This is a genomic window from Coprobacter fastidiosus (assembly GCF_030296935.1).
GTDB classification, from domain to species: domain Bacteria; phylum Bacteroidota; class Bacteroidia; order Bacteroidales; family Coprobacteraceae; genus Coprobacter; species Coprobacter fastidiosus.
The window spans coordinates 1,620,821-1,643,105 of sequence record NZ_AP028032.1; the positions used below are offsets into that span (position 1 = coordinate 1,620,821).

Sequence of the window (22,285 nt, forward strand, 5' to 3'; positions counted from 1 at the left end):
CGAATTTAATATTTTTCATAAAACAAGATCAATCTCGATGCGTTCGCTTGTAGTCTTCAATTACCCAACGCCCTTCTTCAAGTTCTCCTTCGGAATAGTATTTTGTCATAATAATACTATCTTCGAGGTAATAATCCCCAGGTTTCTGTCGGGTCAGAAAGAATGAGGTATCGGTCAGCATCGTCGCATTAAACTTTGCACTCCACGGTATGGTAGCTTTGTCATCCCCTACCAAAAGTACTGCATTACGACCATCCTGTGACAATAATTTTACATAACCTACTCTTATACGGTTTCCGAAATAATAGATATATAAGTAATACCCTACACTGTCTTTATGTGACAATATCTTCATTGAAACCGAAGCTTCGTCGTCATCTGCAAACCAATGCCAACTTCCTTCAAAGTCGAAATCCGTCAGGCTCGAATCGCTTAATAACTCAGCCGAAGATTCCGGCTCTTTTATCTCCCGAGAACGGGGACTCCCCATACACGAAACCCATAAAATCAGGTGCAATATAATAACACCATAAAACAGACTTCTCATAATCACTTCAAATAAACACCTTTTTCTTTCAAAGCTTCATTTTTCGTTTGATATTCTTCCATACTCCTCCAGATTTCTGCAGTATTACTTTTCGGATATTCTCTTTTCATCACAATACTATCTTCGAGGTAATAACCGTCATGATCCTGACGGGTCAAAAAGAATGTGGTGTCGGTCAGCATCGTCGCATTAAATTTCGCACTCCACAATCTAAGATCATTATATTCTACCAATAATACCGCATTTCGACCCTCTTGTGACAATAATTTCACGGTTCCTTGTTCTATCCGATTTCCAAAATAATAAGTATAAATATAATATCCGACGCTATCTTTATCAGTCAATATCTTCATCGAAACTATAATTTCATTACGATTCAAACTCCAGGCCCAATTCCCCCCAAAATCGAAAGTCGTCAGACTGTCCGAATCGCTCAATAACTCAGCCGAAGATTCCGGCTCTTTTACCTCCCGAGAACGGGGACTCCCCGTACACGAAACCCAGAAGATCAGGTGCAATAAAATAATACCATAAAACAGATTTTTCATAATTATTTCAAATAAATACCTTTCTTTTTTAACGCTTCATATCTGATTCTTTCTTTTTGATTATATTCTTCTATTATCTTCCGGACTTCTGCACGTTCTTTTTCAGGATAATATTTTGTCATCACAATACTATCTTCGAGGTAATAATCCTCTGGCTTCTGTCGGGTCAGAAAGAACGAGGTGTCGGTCAGCATCGTCGCATTAAACTTTGCACTCCACGATCTATGATCATTATATTCTACCAATAATACCGCATTTCGACCCTCTTGTGACAATAATTTCACCTTCCCTTGTTCTATCCGATTTCCGAAATAATAGGTATAGACATAATCCCCTATACTGTCCTTATCTGTCAGTATCTTCATCGAAACTATAGTATGACTATCAACCCAGCACCAACGCCAATTTCCTTCAAAGTCGAAATCCGTCAGACTCGAATCGCTTAATAACTCAGCCGGAGATTCCGGCTCTTTTACCTCCCGAGAACGGGGACTCCCCGTACACGAAACCCATAAAATCAGGTGCAATATCAGAACCCCATAAAACAGATTTTTCATAATCGTGCGAATTTAATATTTTTCATAAAACAAGATCAATCTCGATGCGTTCGCTTGTAGTCTTCAATTACCCAACGCCCTTCTTCAAGCTCTTGATCGTGATAACATCTTGTTAAAACAATACTATCTTCGAGGTAATAATCCTCAGGTTTCTGTCGGGTCAGAAAGAATGAGGTATCGGTCAACATCGTCGCATTAAACTTTGCACTCCACGGTATGGTAGCTTTGTCATCCCCTACCAAAAGTACTGCATTACGACCATCCTGTGACAATAATTTTACATAACCCACTCTTATGCGGTTTCCAAAATAATAGGTATATAAGTAATATCCAACACTATCCTTATGTGAAAATATTGTCATTGAAATTGCTGCTTCACCAGAATTATTCCATCCCCAATGTCCATAATAGTCAGGAGCTTTTATACTATCTATATCTTTGTAGATCTCAGTTGCAGCACTATTCCCCGCTTGGGAATCAGCCTTCCCCGAACAAGAAATAAAAAATATCAGGTACAGTACCAATACACCATAAAACAGATTTTTCATATCAATATTGTTTTAACATTTCATCATACGACTTGAATTTATTCATCCGGTTTAACCAACCTTTCAGGTTCTGTTTTTGCTCCTCCGAACTATTGCCAATTTTATTATAATTATCTATCCTATTCTTTTTATACTGTTCGTAAATCTCTCCGGGATTCGGATACCGATTCAACGCCTCGATCGTTTCCGGGCCGATAAAGCCATCTACATCTACCTGACCAGCCAGTTGATTGATTGCCCGTTGCAGATTTCTTACAGCCGCATCTCGACCGGAATTTATATAAAAATCGAAATAGAGCTGCCGGATCACCGGATCATCGATCTCTCCCGCTCTCGAAGGCTTCCAAAACTCCTCTCTGTAAATCTTCTTTGCCCCCTCAGGTGTAAGCTTCTTCAGATTTTCCACTATCGGTTCCACACCGATATGTTTTTTTGCAAATGCGTTCCACGTGCTCGACGATATACCGTGGTTGGTCGCTCCGCCTCTGTCATAACGGCTGTTGACATATCCCCCTTCGCTTTCCAGAACTTTGGCTACCTGATCCTCAAAACCGCCCGGTTCCTTGTCTGCCCGCCTACGTTCCAACTCCTCCTGACCGAGAGGACCTTCTCCCGCACTATATTCAAGTCCGGAACAGGGACGGGGCGGATCGGGTACAACAAATGTACTTAATAAAGGCGATTTTGTCAATACATCCCAACCATAATATTTCTCGCTTTTTTTATTGTCCTGCGAAAGCGGAACTTGTGCGGCTTCCCGGGCAGAACTTTGACCGGCATTGCCGGTATCCGGACGATCTTTTGTCCGGTCGCCTTCCGATAGCATACTCAAACTGAAATTTCCCCGAGAGTCTCTGTAATCTTGTCTTTCGGATCGATCTCCCGGTATCGAATTGCCGGAAATACTTTTCATCGCCTCCTGATAGGTACGGTCACGCCCCGGTCGATATTGATACTTGGGATTATCCGCATCCCAAACCGAGATTCGGGCTGGTATCCATTTCCCCGGAAACAGAGATCGCTTCATAAAACTGTTGGTTTCGGGATTCCATAATATTTCTTCGGGTATCCCATCTTCATAGTTCAAGTTTTGCTTTGACATAATTATGATTTTTATAGATTAACAATTACGCCGATAAAAATAAGCCCGAAAAAAGTGCTCTTTATGCGATAATTATAAAATCGTACAGGTAATATTTATATACTTCTTGCTTATACCTTTTCAGGGGAGTGTACAGATAGTTCATCTCTTGTAAGATAACCGCTTAAAATAAGCTGACCCGATCGTATTTTTTTATTGGAAAATTTAGACAGACTTTAAAACTATCCGTAATTTTGTACCGTATTTAAACATTGAATACTTTATATGAAATATATGGATACTCGCAAACGGGTTTCCTGCGGATTATCAGTTTTCCGCAAGATCAAAGGTCTGTTCGTTACAGGGTGGAAACGTTACAAATCATTATACCAGAAGTCTCCGTGGTATAAAAAAATCGTACAAATAATACTGACCTTTATCTTATTATTCATTTTCTACCTGTTTTTGGTAGATATTAATTTTCTTTGGCTGTTCGGAAAGTCTCCCGGACTGGCAAGCATCAACCATCCTCAGCAAAACATTGCATCCGAGATTTACAGCGCAGACAGCAAACTGATCGGAAAATATTTCAGAGAAAACCGTACACCCGTCAAATATGAAGAGATCTCTCCGATAATCATCAATACTCTTATCTCGACCGAAGACGAACGTTTCTATAAGCATTTCGGAGTCGATATACAAGGAGTTTTCGCTGCCGTGAAAGACATGACACATGGCAAGGCACGAGGTGCCAGCACCATCACTCAACAACTGGTAAAAAACATGTTTAAAGTCCGTTCGCAATATTCTACCGGACTTTTAGGATATATTCCGGGAGTAAAACTCTTGATCATGAAATCGAAAGAATGGATCACCGCAATCAAAATAGAGATGTTCTATACCAAGCAGGAGATACTGACCATGTATTTCAATACCGTCGATTTCGGCAGCAATGCCTACGGTATAAAAACAGCATGCAAAACCTACTTCAATACGACCCCTAAAGATATTACTTATGAACAGGCCGCTACACTTATCGGACTGTTAAAAGCGACCACAACCTACAATCCCCGCGTGAATCCTAAAAACAGCCTGAAACGCAGAAATGTAGTACTTGACAATTTACAGGCTCATAAGATAATAACAAAATCGCAATGCGACTCTTTAAAACAACTTCCCATACGGCTTCATTACAACCTGGAGTCGAATTATAACGGATCTGCTCTTTACTTCAGAGAAGCTGTCGCAGAATCTCTGAAAGAATGGTGCAAAGACAATGACATCGACCTCTATTCAGACGGGTTAAAGATATATACGACTATCGATACCCGCATGCAGGCGTATGCCGAAGAGGCCGTAAACAAACAGATGCGTATCGTTCAGAGAAATTTTGATAATCACTGGGGAAAAATAAATCCTTGGCAAGATAGGAATCATAGAGAAATCCCCGATTTCATAGAAAATCTGGCCCGAAAAACCTCAGCTTACAAAATTTTGGAAGAGAAGTTCCCGAACGATCCGGATTCAGTCGCTTTCTATTTGAATAAACCTCATAAGTTGAAAGTTTTCGATTATCGACTCGGACGTAAAGATACGACATTCAGCACAATGGATTCGATCCGTTATATGGAACGCTTTATGCATTGCGGATTTGTTGCGATAGAGCCGCAAACCGGTGAAGTAAAAGCATGGGTGGGAGACATCGATTTCGATTCTTGGAAATATGACAAAGTTCTGTCAAAGCGCCAACCCGGATCTACATTCAAACTTTTCGTATATAGCGAAGGCTTCAATAAAGGTCTTTCTCCTTGTGACGAACGCATCGACCAATATATCGAATGGGACGTACTCGAAGACGGCAAACCGGCTAAATGGATACCTCACAACGCAAACGGTATTTACACGGGTGATATGATGACTCTGAAAGCTGCTTTTGCCCGTTCTATCAACACGATAGCCGTGCAGATAGCCAGGGAAGCCGGAATCCCCAATATTATAAAAACAGCTCATGCTATGGGTATAAAAACTCCGTTGAACGAAACACCGGCCGTTTCACTGGGAGCTTCGGACGTATCGTTACTGGAACTGGTAAACGCCTACGGAACTGTTATAAATGACGGTATGGTACACGATCCGGTTATGGTGACACGCATCGAAGATAAAAACGGGAAAATCATTTATCGCCATAAACAAGAACAAAAACAGGCATTACCTTATGAAACAGCTTTCCTTATGACACAAATGCTTATGGCCGGGCTTACCGAGCCGATGGGAACTTCTCAAGCACTTTGGGGATATGATCTTTTTCGATACAATACCGATTTCGGCGGAAAGACAGGAACTTCGTCTAATCATTCCGATGCATGGTTTGTGGGTGTAACACCGAATCTTGTCGGAGGTTGTTGGGTCGGAGGCGAACACCGCAGTATTCATTTCCGTACGGGAGCTCTCGGACAAGGTAGCAGAACCGCATTACCGGTATTCGGATATTTTATGGAAAAAGTTCTTGCCGATGACAGCCTGTCAAAATATCGGGCGCGTTTCCCGAATCCGAAACAAACCATCTCCCGGTCATATCAGTGCCGAACTCCTTATCCCCCGATAGAGCCGGACTCTATGGATATGGAAACAGACAGCATAGCCGTAAGTACAGATAGGTATATAAATAAAGATAGTCTCGTTTCCGAAAAATAAAATTCGACATACTATTCGGTATCGATTTTCGCCTTTCGAGCCTGGGAGTGTTGATACCGACGCTTGATATGATACAAATATCCGTCTTTCAATAAACGTGCGCCAATCTGTTTAAAAGAGAAAAGGACTTTGCCATGAATACACTGCTTCCGGATATTCAATACCCAATCATAATTGCATATCCGGGCTCGGTTTCCCGATTCTCCTCCTACGATCACCTGTTCTACCCATGTATCCAGACAATTATAAAAATCGATGTCGCTTAACAACGGCTCGCAAATAATCAATTTGTGCCGTATCGGTGCATCTCGGTAAATCGGCAAACGGAAATCTGTCCGGTCTTGATGCTCCATCGTACAGCAGATCGTTACATTCTCATAACCATCTCCCTAATCTTCCGGAATACAATTCAAGAAACGATCTATCGTTAATACTTATTTATACCATATCGAACCGGGTTTATTACCCATTTCAAACTCAAGGGTAGAACCGTCCATGATCTGTTCGTGAGTGATGTAACTCTTATCATAAGGTTTTCCGTTCATTTTTACCGCCTGTATATAGATATTTTCCCGACTTACACCTTTCGCCAATACGGTAAAGACTTTTCCATTCTCCAAATTTATTCTTACTTCAGGAAAAAGAGGTGTTCCGATTTCATATCGACCGCTTACCGGATCGACAGGATAAAAACCCATGGCACTGAACACAAACCAAGCCGACATCTGGCCGCAGTCTTCATTCCCGCACAATCCGGCAGGAGTATTCAGATACAGTTCATGCATCACTTTAGCCGCATATTCCTGAGTCTTCCACGGTTTGCCGACTTTATTATAAAGATAAACGACATGATGGCTCGGTTCGTTTCCGTGTGCATATTGCCCGATCATTCCGGTACTGAAAATCGGTAGATTATCATCGGCATCAGGAGCATAAGCAAACATACTGTCGAGCTTTTCCGCAAAACGGTCTTTGCTCCCCAATAAACCGATCAACCCGTCTATATCCTGCGGAACGTACCAGAAATATTGCCAAGCATTGCTCTCTGTAATATGTTCGGTATAGTCTTTTGCCGTAAAGCCGGAGATAAATTTACCTTTACTATCTCGCGGCTGCATAAAAGAAGTCTCGGGATTATATAAATTGCGAAATGATTGCGAACGCTTGTAAAACCTTTCCGCAATTTCCTTTTTCCCCATTTTTTCAGCCATTCTGGCGATGCAATAATCGTCATAAGCATATTCCAAAGTCTTAGACAGCGACTCTTTTTCCATATCATACGGAATATAACCGTATTTTTTATATAACCCGATTCCCCGATAATCGTCTCGATCGGCAGAACTTACGCAAGCTCGCAAAGCCTTCTCCGCATCAAAATCACCGATTCCTTTCAAATAAGCATCCACAATAACCGGGACAGCATGGTAGCCAATCATCATATCGGTTTCGCAACCATACAGATTCCAAAGGGGCAAACTCCCGTACTGATCATAAAATGCAAGAAACGCCTTCACCATATCGTCAGTCCTCTCCGGTTCGGTATAAGTAAACAGCGGATGAGAGGCACGGTAGGTATCCCACAGCGAGAATGTCGAATAATTTACCCACCCGTCTGTTTTATGTATCTTCTTGTCCGGTCCGAAATAAGATCCGTCCGCATCGCTGTAAATAGTAGGAGCGATCATCGTATGATACAAAGCCGTATAAAATTTCACCAAATCATCCCGATCACCTCCTTTTACCTCGATTTTCGATAATTGCCTATCCCAATTTTTTTCAGCTTGTAAACGATAACGATCAAAATTATTGTCAGGAACTTCCGCTTTAAGATTCAAGGCCGCCCCTTCCATACTGACTCCTGAAATCCCCGTATTTACCAGAATTTGTTCACCTTCTTTCGTACCAAAATCGAATCGGGCGACATAAGCGGTTCCGATCCGCCCTTCCTCCGGTGTAGCAATGGCTGTCGTATCGATATGGCAAATGGTAAAAGGTTTAGAAAAACGGGTTTGGAAATATACCCGCTGGTCGGGAGACCATCCCCGAGAAAAACGGTATCCCCGTACCGTTACCGAATCGATCACCTCGATATACGAATCTGTTGTAAAATCCCAGTTCATCGCTTTTTTCAAGTTCAGAAAAACCGCAGCCTCCGCTTCCGGAAAAGTATAGCGTTGTATTCCGCACCGTTCAGTCGCCGTCAACTCCACATGAATGCCGTAATCTTTCAACAACACCTGATAATATCCGGCAGATACCGATTCATCGTCATGAGAAAATGAAGAATAAATTCCTAACGGCTGCGGAGCTTCCCGATAAGGCAATGTCACGGGCATGAAAGAAACATCATACAGATCTCCCGCTCCCGTTCCGGAAAGATGTGTGTGGCTGAATCCGGCAATCGTACTGTCCGGGTAAAAATAACCGGCAATGCGATCCCAACCCGGCAACCCGTTATCGGGACTGAGTTGTACCATACCGAACGGAACTTGCGCACCCGGATAAGTATTTCCCGTAAAATCCGTTCCGATCAAAGGATTTACATACCGGACATAATTGTTTTCTGTTTTCTTGGTTGAATCACATGCCGACACGAATAATAGTATCAGAACAAACGATAAAGGAATATTTTTCAAGACCATTCAAAGTGTTTTAAGGTTTGCACAAATTTACTTAAAAATACAAGTCTGTCTAAATTTTCTCATAAGAAAACATCTTCGGGTCATCTTCACGTTTTCTTCCGGTCTGTTTTCCCGTTCTTGAAAAGACAGGTATTTTATATCAAGACGCTCAAAACTTAAAAATCCCTTACTCCATTATGAATTTAAAATTCTTTTTGTCTAATTTTACGAGTCAGATATTATAAAAACAATAAAGATGAAAATAGACCATATCGCCATTTGGACAGACGACATCGAGACGATGCGTGACTTTTATCTTACCTATTTCGATGTAACCTGCGGAAATAAGTATGTAAATCCGATAAAAAATTTCACTTCCTATTTCCTATCTTTCGGAGATGGAAATGCCCGTATCGAACTGATGACAAAACCCGGAATAGAAGAAACAAACGGGAAACGGGGTTTTACCAAAGGACTTGCACATCTCTCTATCACCATCGGCTCAAAAAAAGATGTCGATAGTCTTACGGAACGCTTGAGAACAGATGGCTACACCATTGCCGGAGAACCCCGTACATCGGGCGACGGATATTATGAAAGCGCCGTTCTCGACCCTGAAGGTAATTATATCGAGCTTTTGGGAGAATAACGGATTATACCGACAACATCATAACGATTTCTACGTTTTAGAACCTGAATCGAATCAAACAATAAAATATTTTACTTAATTCTTGCATATAAATATAAAAATAATTATTTTTATGAACCTTAAAGCCTGTCTGAATTTTGCCCGGGTCAGGTTTGAGAGTTTCTTTCGAGGATATTTTTCTGTTTTTACAAGGAGGATAGCGGGCTATCTGACGAGGGAAAACAGGAAAAGAGACCGGAAGAAAACGCAAAAATGACCTGATAATATTTTTTTGTCGGAAAATTAAGACAGTTTCTTAAATTTTTATTCCATGAAAATCAAAATACAGATACTGATTTTAATTATCTTACCGGCATTGCCTGCATTCTCCCAGTTTTCAGGCTTTCCCGACATTACACCGAGACCGCCCGAACCGGCGACATTGAAACCGGATATTCGAATAGGAAACGAGCCCTCATCATCAAGAGGTTATTCATATCCCGGCATCCGTCACCCGCACCACACAGACACATACGATTACGATTCTGAGATATTACATCGCAGGAATCTTATCAACCGAAAGATTATCGAAGAGGCAACTGCTCATATAAAAGAACGAGAAAATGCCATGAAACTGGCAAGGCAATTGCTCGATCACGGATTTCCGTCATGGGCAAGAGAGAGAGGAACTGCATGTTTTTATTCGGCATTCGACGAACTATGCGGAATGCTTCACGATTCGCTCCCCATGAATTTGGGGAGAGCCATATTTATCACTGAAAACGCATTTTTAGAAAATACGATGAACTACAATGCGTTCGAAGCATCTCTACAAAAACGAATAGATTTGTGCAATTGGAAACTCAATGAACTGAAAAAGAAAACATCCGATGATTTCACCAAAAACGCCGTACTCTACAGCCTAATGACCGATACTTTTACCGTTTGCCTGCCCGGTACGGAAAAACAGATCATCCACTACCCCGTACAGTATAATCTGGATGATTACAGAAGTGAAAAAAATTTTACGAACCACTTCATAACCACCTTACTGGCAACTAACCGGGGACAATGTCATTCTATGCCTTTACTATATATGATTCTTGCCGAAAGATTGGGCACCGAGGCCTATTTATCTTTTGCTCCGCATCACAGTCTGGTAAAAATACGGGGGAATAACGGAGAATGGTACAATTTGGAAATTACATGCAGATATATACTGTCCGACTACCATTACATGAACCATAGTTTCATCAAGACCGAAGCGATCCGCAGCGGCCTGTACCTCTCTGTTTTGGACAAAAAAGAGACGCTGGCTTCGATAGTCGCACTGCTCGGACGCTATTACCTGTTAAAATACGGATATGACCCTTTTATTTTAAAATGTGCCGAAGAAGCAAAAAAATATATGAAAGTTCCCTTGGACGCGTTGATTCTGGAAGCAAATTATGAAACACGACTGACTATGGAAGTTGCCCGTCTGTTGAATATACCGACACCCCAAGCAATGAGGGAGATGTGTCCCGAAGCATACAAACACTACGAACACATGCAGGAAATATATCGTAAAATAGACGATACAGGGTACGAAAATATACCGCCTGAAGTCTATGACCGTTGGCTGAAACATATAGAACAGGAAAAGGAGAAAGAAAAACGGCATCCTCGTTCCCCGTTCATACAGATTATAAAATAAACTGCAAATCAAGAGCGGAAACGACGGATTTTTTCGACCGATTATGCCGAGATGCAGCATTTATTCTAATGAAATTAAAGTCTTAAACTCAATAATATGAGAAAAGCATTTTTATCTACCCTACTGTGCGCCTTTTGTTGCCTGACAACTTGGGCGCAAGACAACAAGAGCAACGAAAATCCGTTTGCCGAAATAGGAATCCGGGCTTCGGTCGCATCGTTCAGTAAAAATCCCGAGTTTCATGACCGCAACCGTACGGTAGAGATCGGATCGGTACTGTTCGATACGAAAACCGGAGAGGTTATCGGGCTCATCGATGAATCCGTTCCGGGGATTTCCCCCGATGTAACAAGTATGAGCATCGACCCGAACTGTGAGAGATATTACTCTATATCGCCTTATGCGTATGCGCTGAATAATCCGGTCAGATTCGTCGATCCGGACGGAAGAGACCCGAAAGACAAAGTCGTCGGATTCGGAATCGGCTTGTTGACAAACATTATTCCCGGGACAGGCGAATTAAGAGACCGTTATAGCCCGACAGATCCGGACGACTATAATAACGCTCTGCGCAATGTCGATAATGCGGCTATCGTTTTGGGAAGCGGCATGATCGATGCCGGAGGCGGTGGCATGGCAATGGGTGGAGCGATCGCCGTATCCGGACTGGCCGTTACGGCCGTAAGCGGCGGGACGGCTGCCATTGCCGGATTACCGACGGCCGTCGTCGGAGAGACCCTTGTGGGAGCAGGTACTGCAACAGCAAGTACCGGGGCTATACTAATGGCGAACGGAAACAAGAACCGGAATGAAGGATATAACAGAGGTAAATCCAAAGCAAACGAAATCACTTTTATCCAAGGGAAAAAAGGACATGAAATAAAAATAACCGTCAAAATCCCGGAAGGGTACAGGCTGATCAATGAACGAGGCAAAGCTAAAATTTTCTATAACGGAAAAAATTATATATCTCCGGATATCGACGGACATAACGGAGGCATCTGGAAAATGGGAAAAACAATAAAAGATCTTAATAGTAAAGACAGACGAATGGGAACATTCGATGAAAATCTAAATAGAATAAAGAAATAATGTTATGAAACTGGAAAAAGAGTATGACGATTCATGGAGATGGACTGCGGATTTGATCGTCAAGTATGCACCGGAAAATTATGACGAACGAGGCATTTATAGAAAGGATGAATGGACCTCATCATCTGATATAGGAGAAATCTATGACGGAAAGCGGTTTACCCGGGAAGAGTATTTGGAGACGGAAGATAAATACGTACAGGCGGTAATCAGAGGAATGGAATTGGCCGGTTGTTCTTTCCTGACGGTAGAGTATTTATCTATTTACAGAGATAAGAGAGAGATGAAACGCTTTACACCCAAAAATACCCTATATGAACAGAATAAAGACCTATACGATATGTTCCTGAGCATAAAGGAAGACATGCGCATACATATCTCCCAAATAGAGAAAGCCGTACGTTTAAATTTAAGGGAGTTTATGAACTGTGATCTGACCAACAAAAAAAAAGATTTTTATGTCCGATTCGGGTTTGATTACTATATGTATTTCAACAGTAATATAGATAAATGCATTCTTAAAAAAGAGATCGAGAAAATCGGTCTGTATTTCAATCCGAGATGACAAGAACTCGGACAAGAGATTCTCTAAGGCTTGCAATAAAATATTTTTTAGTAATGTTATGAAACTGGAAAAAGAGTATGATGATTCGTGGAGATGGACTGCGGATTTGATCGTCAAGTATGCACCGGAAAATTATGACGAACGAGGCATCTATAGAAAAAATGAATGGCTGATGTCGTCAGATATAGGCAAAATTTATGACGGAAAACGGTTTACCCGGGAAGAGTATTTGGAGACGGAAGATAAATACGTACAGGCGGTAATCAGAGGAATGGAATTGGCCGGTTGTTCTTTCCTGACAGTAGAGTATTTATCCATTTCAAGAAGTAAGACAGATATGAAACGCTTTACACCCAAAGATATCTTATATGAACAGAATAAAGACCTATACGATATGTTCCTGAGCATAAAGGAAGGTATGCGCATACATATCTCCCAAATAGAGAAAGCCGTACGTTTAAATTTAAGGGGGTTTATGAACTGTGATCTGACCAACAAGAAAAAAGATTTCTATGTCAGATTCGGGTTTGATTACTATATGTATTTCAACAGTAATATAGATAAATGCATTCTTAAAAAAGAGATCGAGAAAATCGGTCTGTATTTCAATCCGAGATGACAAGAGCTCAGACAAGAGATTCTCTAAGGCTTGCAATAAAATATTTTTTAGCAATATTATGAAACAGAAAAAAGAGTATGACGATTCATGGAGATGGACTGCGGATTTGATCGTCAAGTATGCACCGGAAAATTATGACGAACGAGGCATTTATAGAAAGGATGAATGGGTAGCATTATCTGATATAGGCAATGTCTATGACGGAAAGCGTTTTACCCGGGAAGAGTATTTGGAGACGGAAGATAAATACGCACAGGCGGTAATCAGAGGAATGGAATTGGCCGGTTGTTCTTTCCTGACAGTAGAGTATTTATCTATTTACAGAGATAAGAGAGATATGAAGCGCTTTACACCCAAAGATATCCTATATGAACAGAATAAAGACCTATACGATATGTTCCTGAACATAAAGGAAGACATGCGCATACATATCTCCCAAATAGAGAAAGCCGTACGTTTAATTTTAAGGGGATTTATAAACTGTGATCTGACCAACAAGAAAAAAGTTTTTTATGTCCGATTCGGGTTTGATTACTATATGTATTTCAACAGTAATATAGATAAATGCATTCTTAAAAAAGAGATCGAGAAAATCGGTCTGTATTTCAATCCGAAATGACAAGAACTCGGACAAGAGATTCTCTAAGGGTTGCAATAAAATATACAGAAAATAATGGATGGAAAATACTGTGCCAACGAACAGCGCCTTACTATTTAATAGTCTATTTCAATTTAAATCCACATGGATAAACGATAAAAAAATAAATAAGCGAAATCAAAATGCAAAAACTTTATTTTCTTAAATATTCCCTAATATCGATCCTACTTTCTGTAATGTTCATAGCAGAAGCTCAGTCGAACGATTTATACTATCGATCGGCTCAAAACAGATTGACAAATATGCTTTCAGGAAAAGAATCACTAAATCTTAGAGAAGCAATCTATTGTGTAGAAAACGCATGGTTTAACGACAAACTGAATAAAAAATTGTTTTACAAACAAATCGAACGATATGCGGATTTTTGTCGAGCTGTCAGCAATTCCGGACGGATAATCTATTCCGGAAACGATGTATCTTCAGTAAACGCCCAAGCTGCCGTATTCGCCTTTATGACCGATACCATACCCATACAAATGGGAGACTCTGTTTACTATCATCTCCCTTTCGGATATAATGCCGATGACTTTGCCGGAGAAAAAAACTGGAGCAACATGTTTGTCTCCACACTTATGGCAACCGGTAAAGGTAACTGTCATTCGATGCCTCTACTTTATAAACTTATTATGGACGAACTGGGAGAAAAATGCTGGTTAGCATTAGCCCCCAATCACATGTATATAAAAGCAAAAACGCAACACATCGGTTGGTACAATATTGAATTGACAACCGGGGATTTTCCTACCGATGCTTGGTTGATGGCGTCGGGGTATATTCATCTCGATGCAGTACGTAACGGGATTTACACCGATACGCTATCTTTAAAACAGTCCGTGGCACTGTGTTTGACCGACTTGGCTCAAGGGTATATGCGCAAATATGGAATCGGAAACAGAAAATTCATCGAAGATTGCTGCAATACGACTCTCAAACATTATCCTAACTATATAAATGCACTATTGATAAAAGCGGAATTATTGACAAAGCAATACCGACATCTGGACAATAAAGAGTGTGAAGAGGCTAAAAAGCTAAAAGAAAAAATGGACGATGCTTATGCACATATCCACCGCTTAGGTTATAGGAAAATGCCCGAAGAGATGTATCGCAAATGGTTAAAATCAATAAAAACAAATATCAAAACCCCTTTTGAAAACTTTTAAAGAAATTATCTGAACCTATCAGGCATACATTTACTTTGCGGAGGGAGGGGGATTCGAACCCCCGATACGCTTTTGGCGTATACACGCTTTCCAGGCGTGCCTCTTCAACCACTCGAGCATCACTCCAAGATTCTGCGAATCTTCATTTGCGGTGCAAAGATACTCTTTTTTCTGATTTTACAGACGATTTGTCACAAAGATTCAAACCGCATTTTATCGATTTATGTTTTTTAACGATTGATTCACCACTACAATTTAAACAGAATTTCAGCATTCCGGGAAGTCCGCTCCTCAACTTCTTGATTAGAAAGACCCAATATTTCCGCAATCTTCTCTGCGGTTTTTACGATATAAGAAGGTTCGTTACGTTTCCCGCGAAACGGTACAGGAGCTAAATAAGGTGCATCCGTCTCCAGTAAAACCCGATCGACTCCTATCTCCCTTATCATTTCATCAAGACGGGCATTTTTAAAAGTCACCACACCATTGATACCGAAATAAAAATCTCCCAATTCCCGAATTATCTTTACTTGATCGGGAGTCCCGCCAAAACTGTGAAAAACACCGGTCAACGATAACGACGAAAGAGATTTTAATGCCGCAACAGTTTCGTCAAAAGCATCCCGACAATGGATTATCACAGGTATTTTCTTATTGCAAGACCAACGTACTTGTGAAGTAAAGGCATCGATCTGTTCCCTTAAAAATGTCTTGTCCCAATACAAGTCCATACCGATTTCACCCACAGCGCAATATTCTCCCCGGTCCAACTCAGCTTCAATACACGACAAATCCCGTTTATAATCTTGATTTATCGAAGTCGGGTGTAATCCCATGGTTCCTTTACATAATGAAGAATAATCGTTCAATGTTTGTCGCAATGCACCGACAGTTTCCACATCAACATTCGGTAAAATCATACGAGTAATTCCCGACTTCTCCGCTCTATCGATTACAGCCCTCCGGTCCTCATCAAATTCCTGAAGATATATATGAGTATGCGTATCTATCATAATCCTAATTTTCTCTCTCCATAAGTACCGCAGAAAGTTCCAACAATGGCTCTATGTATTCAGGTTCTACATTTATTTCTTTCAATAGGTCCGTACCTTTTTTATAATACTCCCACATCTTGTTTTCACACAGTTCTTTTATTCCTACACGGGTATAAATGTCCGTTACACAACGAATTTTCTCATCTGCGTCATACTCTTTTGCACCCATCCATGACAGAAGGTCCTCTTTGTCTTTACCTTCAGCCAATCTCAATGCATTAATCAACATATATGTTTTTTTATTATTGAGAATATCGCCACCTATTTTCTTCCCGAACACAGCAGGATCTCCGTACACATCCAAATAATCGTCTTTCAACTGAAATGCCAATCCGATATTCTCACCGAACCGATACAAACGGTCGGCATCAGAGGGATGAGCTTCGGCTATTACTGCGCCTATTTTAAGCGCTCCGCCTAACAAAACGGCAGTTTTAAGCCGTATCATCTCTAAATACTCTTCTTCCGAAACGTCATCCCGACTTTCAAACTCCATATCATATTGTTGCCCCTCACAAATTTCCAAAGCTGTTTTTGAAAAAATATCGAGGACTTCTTTTCTACAAAAATCAGGAGCTTCGGACATTTGCATATAAGCCAATATTTGCATGGCATCTCCCGATAATACGGCCGTATTTTCATTCCAAACTTTGTGCACCGCAGGTTTACCCCTCCTCACATCGGCATTATCCATTACATCGTCATGCAACAACGTGAAATTATGAAACATCTCCAACCCTATAGCCGGAGAGATGGCACGGTGATAATCAGTTCCGAACAGTTCACAAGCCATCAACATCAATACCGGACGAATACGCTTTCCCCCCAAAGAAAGTTCATAACGTATCGGTGCATACAGATTATCGGGTTCGGAAGGATACGGAATAGCCGCCAAACCATTATTTACAGCCTTTATATACTTATCAAGGATTTCCATATAGATTTTTTAATTATAAATCACAAAGTTATCAATAAAAATGAAACGCCGAAAATGTAATAAAGGATTACATCACGACAAAAAACAAAAAACGCTTTCTTCGAACAATTCCCCCCGTTGCCACCATAAGACGAAAAACAACATTCTGCCGATACAACAGGAGCAGAAAAGAATAGATATAAATCGAGTATGTTATGACAATTTACGAATAAAGCGGCTCAAAGCATCGACCAATCCTTCCGCCAACGGCAACGAAGGATCTGCATACACTTTCATTTGTTCTTGCGGATTCATGCTGTTACAGACCTTCAGCACATGGTTCATACCATCTATTAACAAGAGCTCGGCACGAGAATCAGCATGCTTTAGCCGTTGAGCATCCTGTACAGATACCTGGATGTCTGTTTGTCCCTGTACAATGAGTTTTGGAATTTCCAACGAAGCTATCAGCTTTTGCGGATCATAGCGATACCAAGAAATCAGGTAAGGCTGAACAGAAGGTCGAAACAAGGTCTGTAAATAAATAGGCACATCGGTCACTTCACGTCCCTCTTTCAATGAGGCATTAATGTCGGCCACCTGCTTTTGTACGGCCTCAGGAGTCATCTGTGCCGCTACTTGCGCCTCTATGATTTCATCGGCCGGACGCCCAGCTCCTGCTAATGAAACATAACCTTTTACTTTAGGATTATTCCGGCAGGCCATCAAACCGATGAGCGCACCTTCACTGTGTCCTATAACAACAACTCCCGTAAAACGTTTGTCAGCAGAAAGGAAATCTATCCACCCCTTCGCATCGGCAATATAATGTTCGAAACGAAGTTCTGATTCCTGTAAACCTGCCGCAGCACTGGATGCTACACCTCGCTTGTCGAAACGCAAAGAAGGAATACCGTTCTCAGCCAAGCCTTCGGCCAGGTATTTCAAAGAATTGTTCTTTATATTTCCCATGGTAGTATTACCGTCCATATCCGTAGGTCCCGACCCCGCTATGAGTAATGCTACAACAGAAAAAGAGGCCTTATCATCAGGCAAAATCAGTCTCCCATATATAGTCCCCGTAGGAGTGTTCAAACTCACAGCCTCTTCCTGCAAAGCAGCATGTAAAGATAAAGCAAACAAAGAAAAGAAGAGAAAAAATATCCGTTTCATAATAATCAGAAATTGATGTTTCCTAAGTAAGTCTCAAAAATACATTTTTTTCATTAGAAAAGATATATCTCGATAAGAGAAAAAAGAACTGTAATACATTTTCTACCATTAAAATCAAATAGATATATACTTCTATCAAAAATTTTCCGTTATTAATATCGAAGAGTATCGAAGCTTTTCAAAAAGAGATTTTCCGAATCCTAAAAAAAACGTATCTTTGAGCCTCGTAACACCATGCAAATGATGAATCGACATATATTCGTTTTGTTTTTGTCTATCTTTTACCTTACGGCTAAAGCGCAAGAAGGGAAGTCGGCCTTCGACTTTCTTAATCTCCCTATATCTTCGCATATCAACGCTTTAGGAGGAAACAATATTTCGATCATCGAAGAAGATGTTTCGGTCATCCAGCACAATCCGGCACTTTTAGGCCCTGAAATGAATCTCCAGCTTAATCTGAATTATATGCGATATGTTGCCGGAATCAATCTGGCAGGAGCGACATTCGCCAAAGCCGCAGGAGAACGGGGAGCATGGGCTGCGGCCATCCAATACGCAGGATACGGATCGATGAAACAAGTCGAAGCAAACGGGGTGATCACTGGGACATTCAGTCCCAAAGACATGTCGATCAGCGGATTTTATGCACACGATATTACCGACCGCTTGAGGGGAGGTATACAAGCAAAATTTCTTTATTCTTCTTATGAACAATATACTTCTCTTGCATTAGCTATCGATTTGGGTATCAATTACTATAACCCGGATAACCAGCTTTCTCTCTCCATAGCTTTTAAAAATCTGGGCGGACAATTAAAGAAATACAATGAAAACCGGGATAAAATGCCTTGGGATATCCAACTCGGACTCTCAAAAACTTTGGACCACGCTCCTTTTAGATTTTCAATCACAGCCCAACATTTAAGCCGTTGGAAATTACCTTATACAGCTCCGACAACAGGAGAATATAACAGCAGCGAAGATGAAATAAAGGAAAAAGGCAATTTTGCTACCGATTTGTTCAGGCATCTTGTTTTCGGAATAGATTATATTCCTTCTCGTAATTTATACATTGCATTAGGTTACAATTATAAATATCGGAGCGATATGCAGACTTATGGCCGAAATTTTCTGTCCGGCTTTACCGTAGGGGCAGGGATCAAGGTAAAGATGTTCGGCATAGGAGCTTCATTAGCTCAACAACATGTCGGAGGAACGACTTTCATGTTTAACCTCACAACCAATATATCGCAATTTATACAACATTAAATTAGAAATGCAAACGACAAAAATAGTTATCGCAATAGATGGTTTTTCCTCTTGTGGAAAAAGTACGATGGCCAAAGAACTGGCCCGCAAAATAGGATATGTTTATATCGATAGCGGAGCGATGTACAGGGCCGTAACGCTTTACTGCATAGACAACGACCTTTTCGAAAACGACACGGTAAACGAATCCGAACTACAAAAAGTTATAAACACTTTGCAGATTACATTCAAAATCAATCCGGAGAGCGGAAAACCCGAAACTTATTTAAACGGAGAGAATGTAGAAAATGAAATCCGTTCGATGCGAGTATCCGATAAAGTAAGTCAAGTAAGCGCCATTCCTTTTGTACGCGAAGCAATGGTAGCACAACAACAAGCACTGGGAAAACAAAAGGGAGTCGTAATGGACGGCCGGGATATAGGAACGACCGTTTTTCCTGATGCAGAACTAAAAATATTCGTAACGGCTTCACCCGAAACTCGCGCACAGCGCAGATTGGACGAACTGCAAAAAAAAGGATCGAATGTTTCTTTTGAGGAAGTTCTCGACAATGTAAAAAAAAGAGATTATATAGACCAAAACAGGGAGATCAGCCCGTTACGAAAAGCTGATGATGCCTTATTGCTCGACAATTCAAAAATGACTCTTGCCGAACAGGATGCATGGTTGATCGCTCAATATAATCGGGTGATCGAAAAATAGAATGACTTATGATAAAAATAGAGATCGATAACAAATCGGGATTTTGTTTTGGTGTGGTAAACGCCATACAAAAAGCAGAAGAAGAATTGGAAAAATCGGGAATACTCTATTGTCTCGGAGATATCGTACACAACAACAACGAAGTAGAACGTCTGAGATCTAAAGGTCTGATCACCATAAATCACGAAGACCTGAAGCGACTGAAAAACGTGAAAGTATTGTTGAGAGCTCATGGCGAACCCCCGGAAACTTACCGGATAGCCAAAGAAAATAATATAGAAATTATCGATGCTACCTGTCCGGTAGTTCTGCAGTTGCAACAGAAAATCAAACGTTCATACGAAGAAACCGATCCCGACACCGGTCAAATTGTCATTTATGGGAAAAGAGGTCATGCCGAAGTAAACGGGTTGGTAGGACAAACACACGGTGAGGCAGTTGTCATCGAAAGTTTAGACGATTTCAGTCGTATAGATTTTAACAAACAAATCAGCCTATATTCTCAAACAACCAAATCGGTAGACGGATTTAAGAAAATCGTAGAAGAAATCACTCTTAGGCAATCTTCGGGACAAAAACTTTTATACTACGATACAATATGCCGACAAGTAGCCAATCGCATTCCGAATATCAGGGAATTTGCCCGACAGCATGATCTTATTTTGTTCGTTTGCGGGAAAAAAAGTTCTAATGGTAAAGTGCTCTTCGAAGAATGTTGTAAAGTCAACCCCGAATCAAAATTAGTCTCGGACATATCGGAAATAAATATCGGTTGGTTCAAAGAGAAAAGCAGCATAGGGATATGCGGTGCGACATCGACACCCAAATGGCTTATGGAAGAAGTTCAGGACTTTATACAAAAAAATATTTAGGGATTGTCTAAGTTTTCCAATAAAGAAACATTATCTGGACATCTTTGCGTTTTCTTTAGGTCACTATATTTAGTTATCAGATAAACAAATATTTATATATTACAGAATTTGCAAATATCAAAAAAATGTTTCTTCGTACTAAAGAATTTCTTATTTCCCGATATTAATAAAAAAGAAATACAGATTAAAGATTATTTTTCATACATTTGCGGCTATAAAAAACAGGTATTTCTTTAAAAAATAAGTTATGACAAAGAAAAAATGTATTGGAATACTGACTTCCGGAGGTGATGCTCCGGGAATGAATGCTGCAATTCGTGCAGTAACCCGTTCCGCCATATATAACGGATTCGATGTTAAAGCCATATACCGGGGATATAAAGGTCTGCTCACAGGAGAAATCGTCCCTTTTAAAACTCAAAACGTAAGTAATATCATACAACAAGGAGGTACGATATTAAAGACTGCGAGATGTAAAGAGTTCGAAACACCGGAAGGTCGTCAGTTGGCTTTTGACAATATTCAGAAAGAAGGTATCGATGCTCTGGTAACAATCGGAGGTGACGGAACTTTAACAGGTGCACGTATTTTTGCTACCGAACATAATTTCCCGATAATCGGGCTTCCGGGAACAATCGATAATGATCTGTTCGGTACGGATACGACAATAGGGTATGATACGGCACTAAACACGATTATGGACGCCGTCGACAAGATAAGAGACACTGCAACCTCCCACGAACGGCTGTTCTTCATAGAGGTTATGGGCCGTGATGCAGGTTTTCTTGCTTTAAACGGAGCTATCGCATCCGGAGCAGAAGCCGCCATAATTCCTGAAATTGCCACAGAAGTAGATCAATTGGAAGCTCTGATCAAAAACGGATTCCGAAAATCAAAAAACAGTAGCATAGTTCTTGTTGCAGAAAGCCCGAGCACAGGAGGAGCTATGCATTTGGCAGAACGTGTAAAGAACGAATATCCTCAATATGACGTCCGCGTAACCATTTTAGGCCACTTGCAGCGAGGCGGATCTCCGACAGCCAATGACCGGATTCTTGCCAGCCGCATGGGAGCTGCCGCTATCGATGCTCTTCTGGACGATCAACGCAATGTAATGATCGGTATTCGAGATGATCAAATCGAATATGTCCCGTTCAATAAAGCCATAAAAAACGACAAGCCTATAAATCGGGAACTGCTGAATACGTTGCGCATATTGTCAATTTAAAAATCGGTACGCGATAATCAGCAGAATAGCGATATTTTTTCTATAATTATTA

General features: G+C 40.8%; 21 protein-coding genes, 1 tRNA gene and 1 pseudogene. 12 read left to right on the forward strand and 11 right to left on the reverse strand.

Annotated features, from left to right (window positions below; translation table 11 throughout):
* Positions 1 to 28: 28 nt before the first annotated feature.
* From QUE35_RS06490 to QUE35_RS06510, 5 genes are read right to left on the reverse strand one after another with little or no spacing between them, the layout of a single operon-like run.
* Complete coding sequence (locus QUE35_RS06490; RefSeq protein WP_031258275.1) at positions 29 to 547, reverse strand: hypothetical protein; 519 nt, start codon at positions 545 to 547, stop codon at positions 29 to 31.
* 2 nt (positions 548 to 549) lie between these two features.
* The gene (locus tag QUE35_RS06495) at positions 550 to 1,095 is read right to left on the reverse strand and encodes a hypothetical protein (RefSeq protein ID WP_022600430.1); all 546 of its coding nucleotides are present in this window, start codon (positions 1,093 to 1,095) and stop codon (positions 550 to 552) included.
* Between the two features lie 2 nt (positions 1,096 to 1,097).
* Positions 1,098 to 1,652, reverse strand: a complete 555-nt coding sequence (locus QUE35_RS06500) for a hypothetical protein (protein WP_122329714.1) — start codon at positions 1,650 to 1,652, stop codon at positions 1,098 to 1,100.
* 35 nt (positions 1,653 to 1,687) lie between these two features.
* Positions 1,688 to 2,200 carry a hypothetical protein gene (locus QUE35_RS06505; protein ID WP_009318666.1) on the reverse strand — a complete coding sequence of 171 codons (513 nt, stop codon included), beginning with the start codon at positions 2,198 to 2,200 and terminating at the stop codon, positions 1,688 to 1,690.
* A 1-nt stretch (position 2,201) separates the two neighbouring features.
* Positions 2,202 to 3,302 carry a glycoside hydrolase family 108 protein gene (locus tag QUE35_RS06510; RefSeq protein ID WP_022600425.1) on the reverse strand — a complete coding sequence of 367 codons (1,101 nt, stop codon included), beginning with the start codon at positions 3,300 to 3,302 and terminating at the stop codon, positions 2,202 to 2,204.
* Between the two features lie 264 nt (positions 3,303 to 3,566).
* Between QUE35_RS06510 and QUE35_RS06515 the strand changes: the two genes are divergently transcribed.
* The gene (locus tag QUE35_RS06515) at positions 3,567 to 5,975 is read left to right on the forward strand and encodes a transglycosylase domain-containing protein (RefSeq protein WP_022600423.1); all 2,409 of its coding nucleotides are present in this window, start codon (positions 3,567 to 3,569) and stop codon (positions 5,973 to 5,975) included.
* 11 nt (positions 5,976 to 5,986) lie between these two features.
* Here QUE35_RS06515 and QUE35_RS06520 read toward each other — a convergent pair.
* Both QUE35_RS06520 and QUE35_RS06525 read right to left on the reverse strand, forming a co-directional pair.
* A pseudogene (locus tag QUE35_RS06520) lies at positions 5,987 to 6,400 on the reverse strand (DUF5131 family protein); the annotation flags it as partial.
* Positions 6,401 to 6,409: 9 nt separating this feature from the next.
* Positions 6,410 to 8,617 carry a GH92 family glycosyl hydrolase gene (locus QUE35_RS06525; RefSeq protein ID WP_022600421.1) on the reverse strand — a complete coding sequence of 736 codons (2,208 nt, stop codon included), beginning with the start codon at positions 8,615 to 8,617 and terminating at the stop codon, positions 6,410 to 6,412.
* Between the two features lie 235 nt (positions 8,618 to 8,852).
* Between QUE35_RS06525 and QUE35_RS06530 the strand changes: the two genes are divergently transcribed.
* The 7 genes from QUE35_RS06530 to QUE35_RS06560 all read left to right on the forward strand — a co-directional run bounded on the left by QUE35_RS06530 (position 8,853) and on the right by QUE35_RS06560 (position 15,017).
* Entirely contained in the window at positions 8,853 to 9,245 is a 393-nt protein-coding gene (locus QUE35_RS06530) for a VOC family protein (RefSeq protein WP_022600420.1), read from the forward strand.
* A gap of 310 nt (positions 9,246 to 9,555) precedes the next feature.
* Entirely contained in the window at positions 9,556 to 10,920 is a 1,365-nt protein-coding gene (locus tag QUE35_RS06535; protein WP_022600418.1) for a hypothetical protein, read from the forward strand.
* A gap of 96 nt (positions 10,921 to 11,016) precedes the next feature.
* Entirely contained in the window at positions 11,017 to 12,012 is a 996-nt protein-coding gene (locus QUE35_RS06540; RefSeq protein WP_022600417.1) for a toxin C-terminal domain-containing protein, read from the forward strand.
* Between the two features lie 4 nt (positions 12,013 to 12,016).
* On the forward strand, positions 12,017 to 12,577 hold the full coding sequence (locus tag QUE35_RS06545) for a hypothetical protein (protein WP_009318658.1): 561 nt from the start codon (positions 12,017 to 12,019) through the stop codon (positions 12,575 to 12,577).
* Between the two features lie 58 nt (positions 12,578 to 12,635).
* Complete coding sequence (locus QUE35_RS06550) at positions 12,636 to 13,196, forward strand: hypothetical protein (RefSeq protein ID WP_022600416.1); 561 nt, start codon at positions 12,636 to 12,638, stop codon at positions 13,194 to 13,196.
* A 58-nt stretch (positions 13,197 to 13,254) separates the two neighbouring features.
* Positions 13,255 to 13,815 carry a hypothetical protein gene (locus tag QUE35_RS06555; protein ID WP_022600415.1) on the forward strand — a complete coding sequence of 187 codons (561 nt, stop codon included), beginning with the start codon at positions 13,255 to 13,257 and terminating at the stop codon, positions 13,813 to 13,815.
* 161 nt (positions 13,816 to 13,976) lie between these two features.
* A complete protein-coding gene (locus QUE35_RS06560; RefSeq protein ID WP_087879941.1) occupies positions 13,977 to 15,017 on the forward strand; it encodes a hypothetical protein in 1,041 nt (346 codons plus the stop codon).
* A 38-nt stretch (positions 15,018 to 15,055) separates the two neighbouring features.
* Here QUE35_RS06560 and QUE35_RS06565 read toward each other — a convergent pair.
* From QUE35_RS06565 to QUE35_RS06580, 4 genes are all read right to left on the reverse strand, one after another.
* A tRNA-Ser gene (locus QUE35_RS06565) sits at positions 15,056 to 15,143 on the reverse strand.
* Between the two features lie 122 nt (positions 15,144 to 15,265).
* On the reverse strand, positions 15,266 to 16,030 hold the full coding sequence (locus QUE35_RS06570) for a TatD family hydrolase (RefSeq protein WP_022600411.1): 765 nt from the start codon (positions 16,028 to 16,030) through the stop codon (positions 15,266 to 15,268).
* A gap of 4 nt (positions 16,031 to 16,034) precedes the next feature.
* The gene (locus QUE35_RS06575; RefSeq protein WP_022600410.1) at positions 16,035 to 17,009 is read right to left on the reverse strand and encodes a polyprenyl synthetase family protein; all 975 of its coding nucleotides are present in this window, start codon (positions 17,007 to 17,009) and stop codon (positions 16,035 to 16,037) included.
* 192 nt (positions 17,010 to 17,201) lie between these two features.
* Positions 17,202 to 18,161 carry an alpha/beta hydrolase gene (locus QUE35_RS06580; RefSeq protein WP_022600408.1) on the reverse strand — a complete coding sequence of 320 codons (960 nt, stop codon included), beginning with the start codon at positions 18,159 to 18,161 and terminating at the stop codon, positions 17,202 to 17,204.
* Positions 18,162 to 18,401: 240 nt separating this feature from the next.
* Between QUE35_RS06580 and porQ the strand changes: the two genes are divergently transcribed.
* The 4 genes from porQ to pfkA all read left to right on the forward strand — a co-directional run bounded on the left by porQ (position 18,402) and on the right by pfkA (position 22,233).
* Positions 18,402 to 19,430 (forward strand): type IX secretion system protein PorQ, encoded by a 1,029-nt coding sequence (gene porQ / locus QUE35_RS06585; RefSeq protein WP_229088679.1) that lies wholly within the window; start codon positions 18,402 to 18,404, stop codon positions 19,428 to 19,430.
* 7 nt (positions 19,431 to 19,437) lie between these two features.
* Positions 19,438 to 20,133, forward strand: a complete 696-nt coding sequence (gene cmk / locus QUE35_RS06590; RefSeq protein ID WP_022389573.1) for a (d)CMP kinase — start codon at positions 19,438 to 19,440, stop codon at positions 20,131 to 20,133.
* 8 nt (positions 20,134 to 20,141) lie between these two features.
* Positions 20,142 to 21,005 (forward strand): 4-hydroxy-3-methylbut-2-enyl diphosphate reductase, encoded by an 864-nt coding sequence (locus QUE35_RS06595; RefSeq protein WP_022600404.1) that lies wholly within the window; start codon positions 20,142 to 20,144, stop codon positions 21,003 to 21,005.
* A gap of 247 nt (positions 21,006 to 21,252) precedes the next feature.
* Positions 21,253 to 22,233 (forward strand): 6-phosphofructokinase, encoded by a 981-nt coding sequence (gene pfkA, locus QUE35_RS06600; protein WP_009318644.1) that lies wholly within the window; start codon positions 21,253 to 21,255, stop codon positions 22,231 to 22,233.
* Positions 22,234 to 22,285: the final 52 nt, after the last annotated feature.

What these genes read in the sequence shown, in the direction of transcription:
- QUE35_RS06595 (WP_022600404.1), top strand. Translation starts at nt 20,142, where the DNA reads ATGATAAAAATAGAGATCGATAACAAATCGGGATTTTGTTTTGGTGTG.
- QUE35_RS06525 (WP_022600421.1), bottom strand. Translation starts at nt 8,617, where the DNA reads ATGGTCTTGAAAAATATTCCTTTATCGTTTGTTCTGATACTATTATTC.
- cmk (WP_022389573.1), top strand. Translation starts at nt 19,438, where the DNA reads ATGCAAACGACAAAAATAGTTATCGCAATAGATGGTTTTTCCTCTTGT.
- QUE35_RS06495 (WP_022600430.1), bottom strand. Translation starts at nt 1,095, where the DNA reads ATGAAAAATCTGTTTTATGGTATTATTTTATTGCACCTGATCTTCTGG.
- QUE35_RS06570 (WP_022600411.1), bottom strand. Translation starts at nt 16,030, where the DNA reads ATGATAGATACGCATACTCATATATATCTTCAGGAATTTGATGAGGAC.
- QUE35_RS06505 (WP_009318666.1), bottom strand. Translation starts at nt 2,200, where the DNA reads ATGAAAAATCTGTTTTATGGTGTATTGGTACTGTACCTGATATTTTTT.
- porQ (WP_229088679.1), top strand. Translation starts at nt 18,402, where the DNA reads ATGATGAATCGACATATATTCGTTTTGTTTTTGTCTATCTTTTACCTT.
- QUE35_RS06550 (WP_022600416.1), top strand. Translation starts at nt 12,636, where the DNA reads ATGAAACTGGAAAAAGAGTATGATGATTCGTGGAGATGGACTGCGGAT.
- QUE35_RS06540 (WP_022600417.1), top strand. Translation starts at nt 11,017, where the DNA reads ATGAGAAAAGCATTTTTATCTACCCTACTGTGCGCCTTTTGTTGCCTG.
- QUE35_RS06555 (WP_022600415.1), top strand. Translation starts at nt 13,255, where the DNA reads ATGAAACAGAAAAAAGAGTATGACGATTCATGGAGATGGACTGCGGAT.
- QUE35_RS06490 (WP_031258275.1), bottom strand. Translation starts at nt 547, where the DNA reads ATGAGAAGTCTGTTTTATGGTGTTATTATATTGCACCTGATTTTATGG.
- QUE35_RS06500 (WP_122329714.1), bottom strand. Translation starts at nt 1,652, where the DNA reads ATGAAAAATCTGTTTTATGGGGTTCTGATATTGCACCTGATTTTATGG.
- QUE35_RS06545 (WP_009318658.1), top strand. Translation starts at nt 12,017, where the DNA reads ATGAAACTGGAAAAAGAGTATGACGATTCATGGAGATGGACTGCGGAT.
- QUE35_RS06535 (WP_022600418.1), top strand. Translation starts at nt 9,556, where the DNA reads ATGAAAATCAAAATACAGATACTGATTTTAATTATCTTACCGGCATTG.
- QUE35_RS06575 (WP_022600410.1), bottom strand. Translation starts at nt 17,009, where the DNA reads ATGGAAATCCTTGATAAGTATATAAAGGCTGTAAATAATGGTTTGGCG.
- pfkA (WP_009318644.1), top strand. Translation starts at nt 21,253, where the DNA reads ATGACAAAGAAAAAATGTATTGGAATACTGACTTCCGGAGGTGATGCT.
- QUE35_RS06580 (WP_022600408.1), bottom strand. Translation starts at nt 18,161, where the DNA reads ATGAAACGGATATTTTTTCTCTTCTTTTCTTTGTTTGCTTTATCTTTA.
- QUE35_RS06560 (WP_087879941.1), top strand. Translation starts at nt 13,977, where the DNA reads ATGCAAAAACTTTATTTTCTTAAATATTCCCTAATATCGATCCTACTT.
- QUE35_RS06515 (WP_022600423.1), top strand. Translation starts at nt 3,567, where the DNA reads ATGAAATATATGGATACTCGCAAACGGGTTTCCTGCGGATTATCAGTT.
- QUE35_RS06530 (WP_022600420.1), top strand. Translation starts at nt 8,853, where the DNA reads ATGAAAATAGACCATATCGCCATTTGGACAGACGACATCGAGACGATG.
- QUE35_RS06510 (WP_022600425.1), bottom strand. Translation starts at nt 3,302, where the DNA reads ATGTCAAAGCAAAACTTGAACTATGAAGATGGGATACCCGAAGAAATA.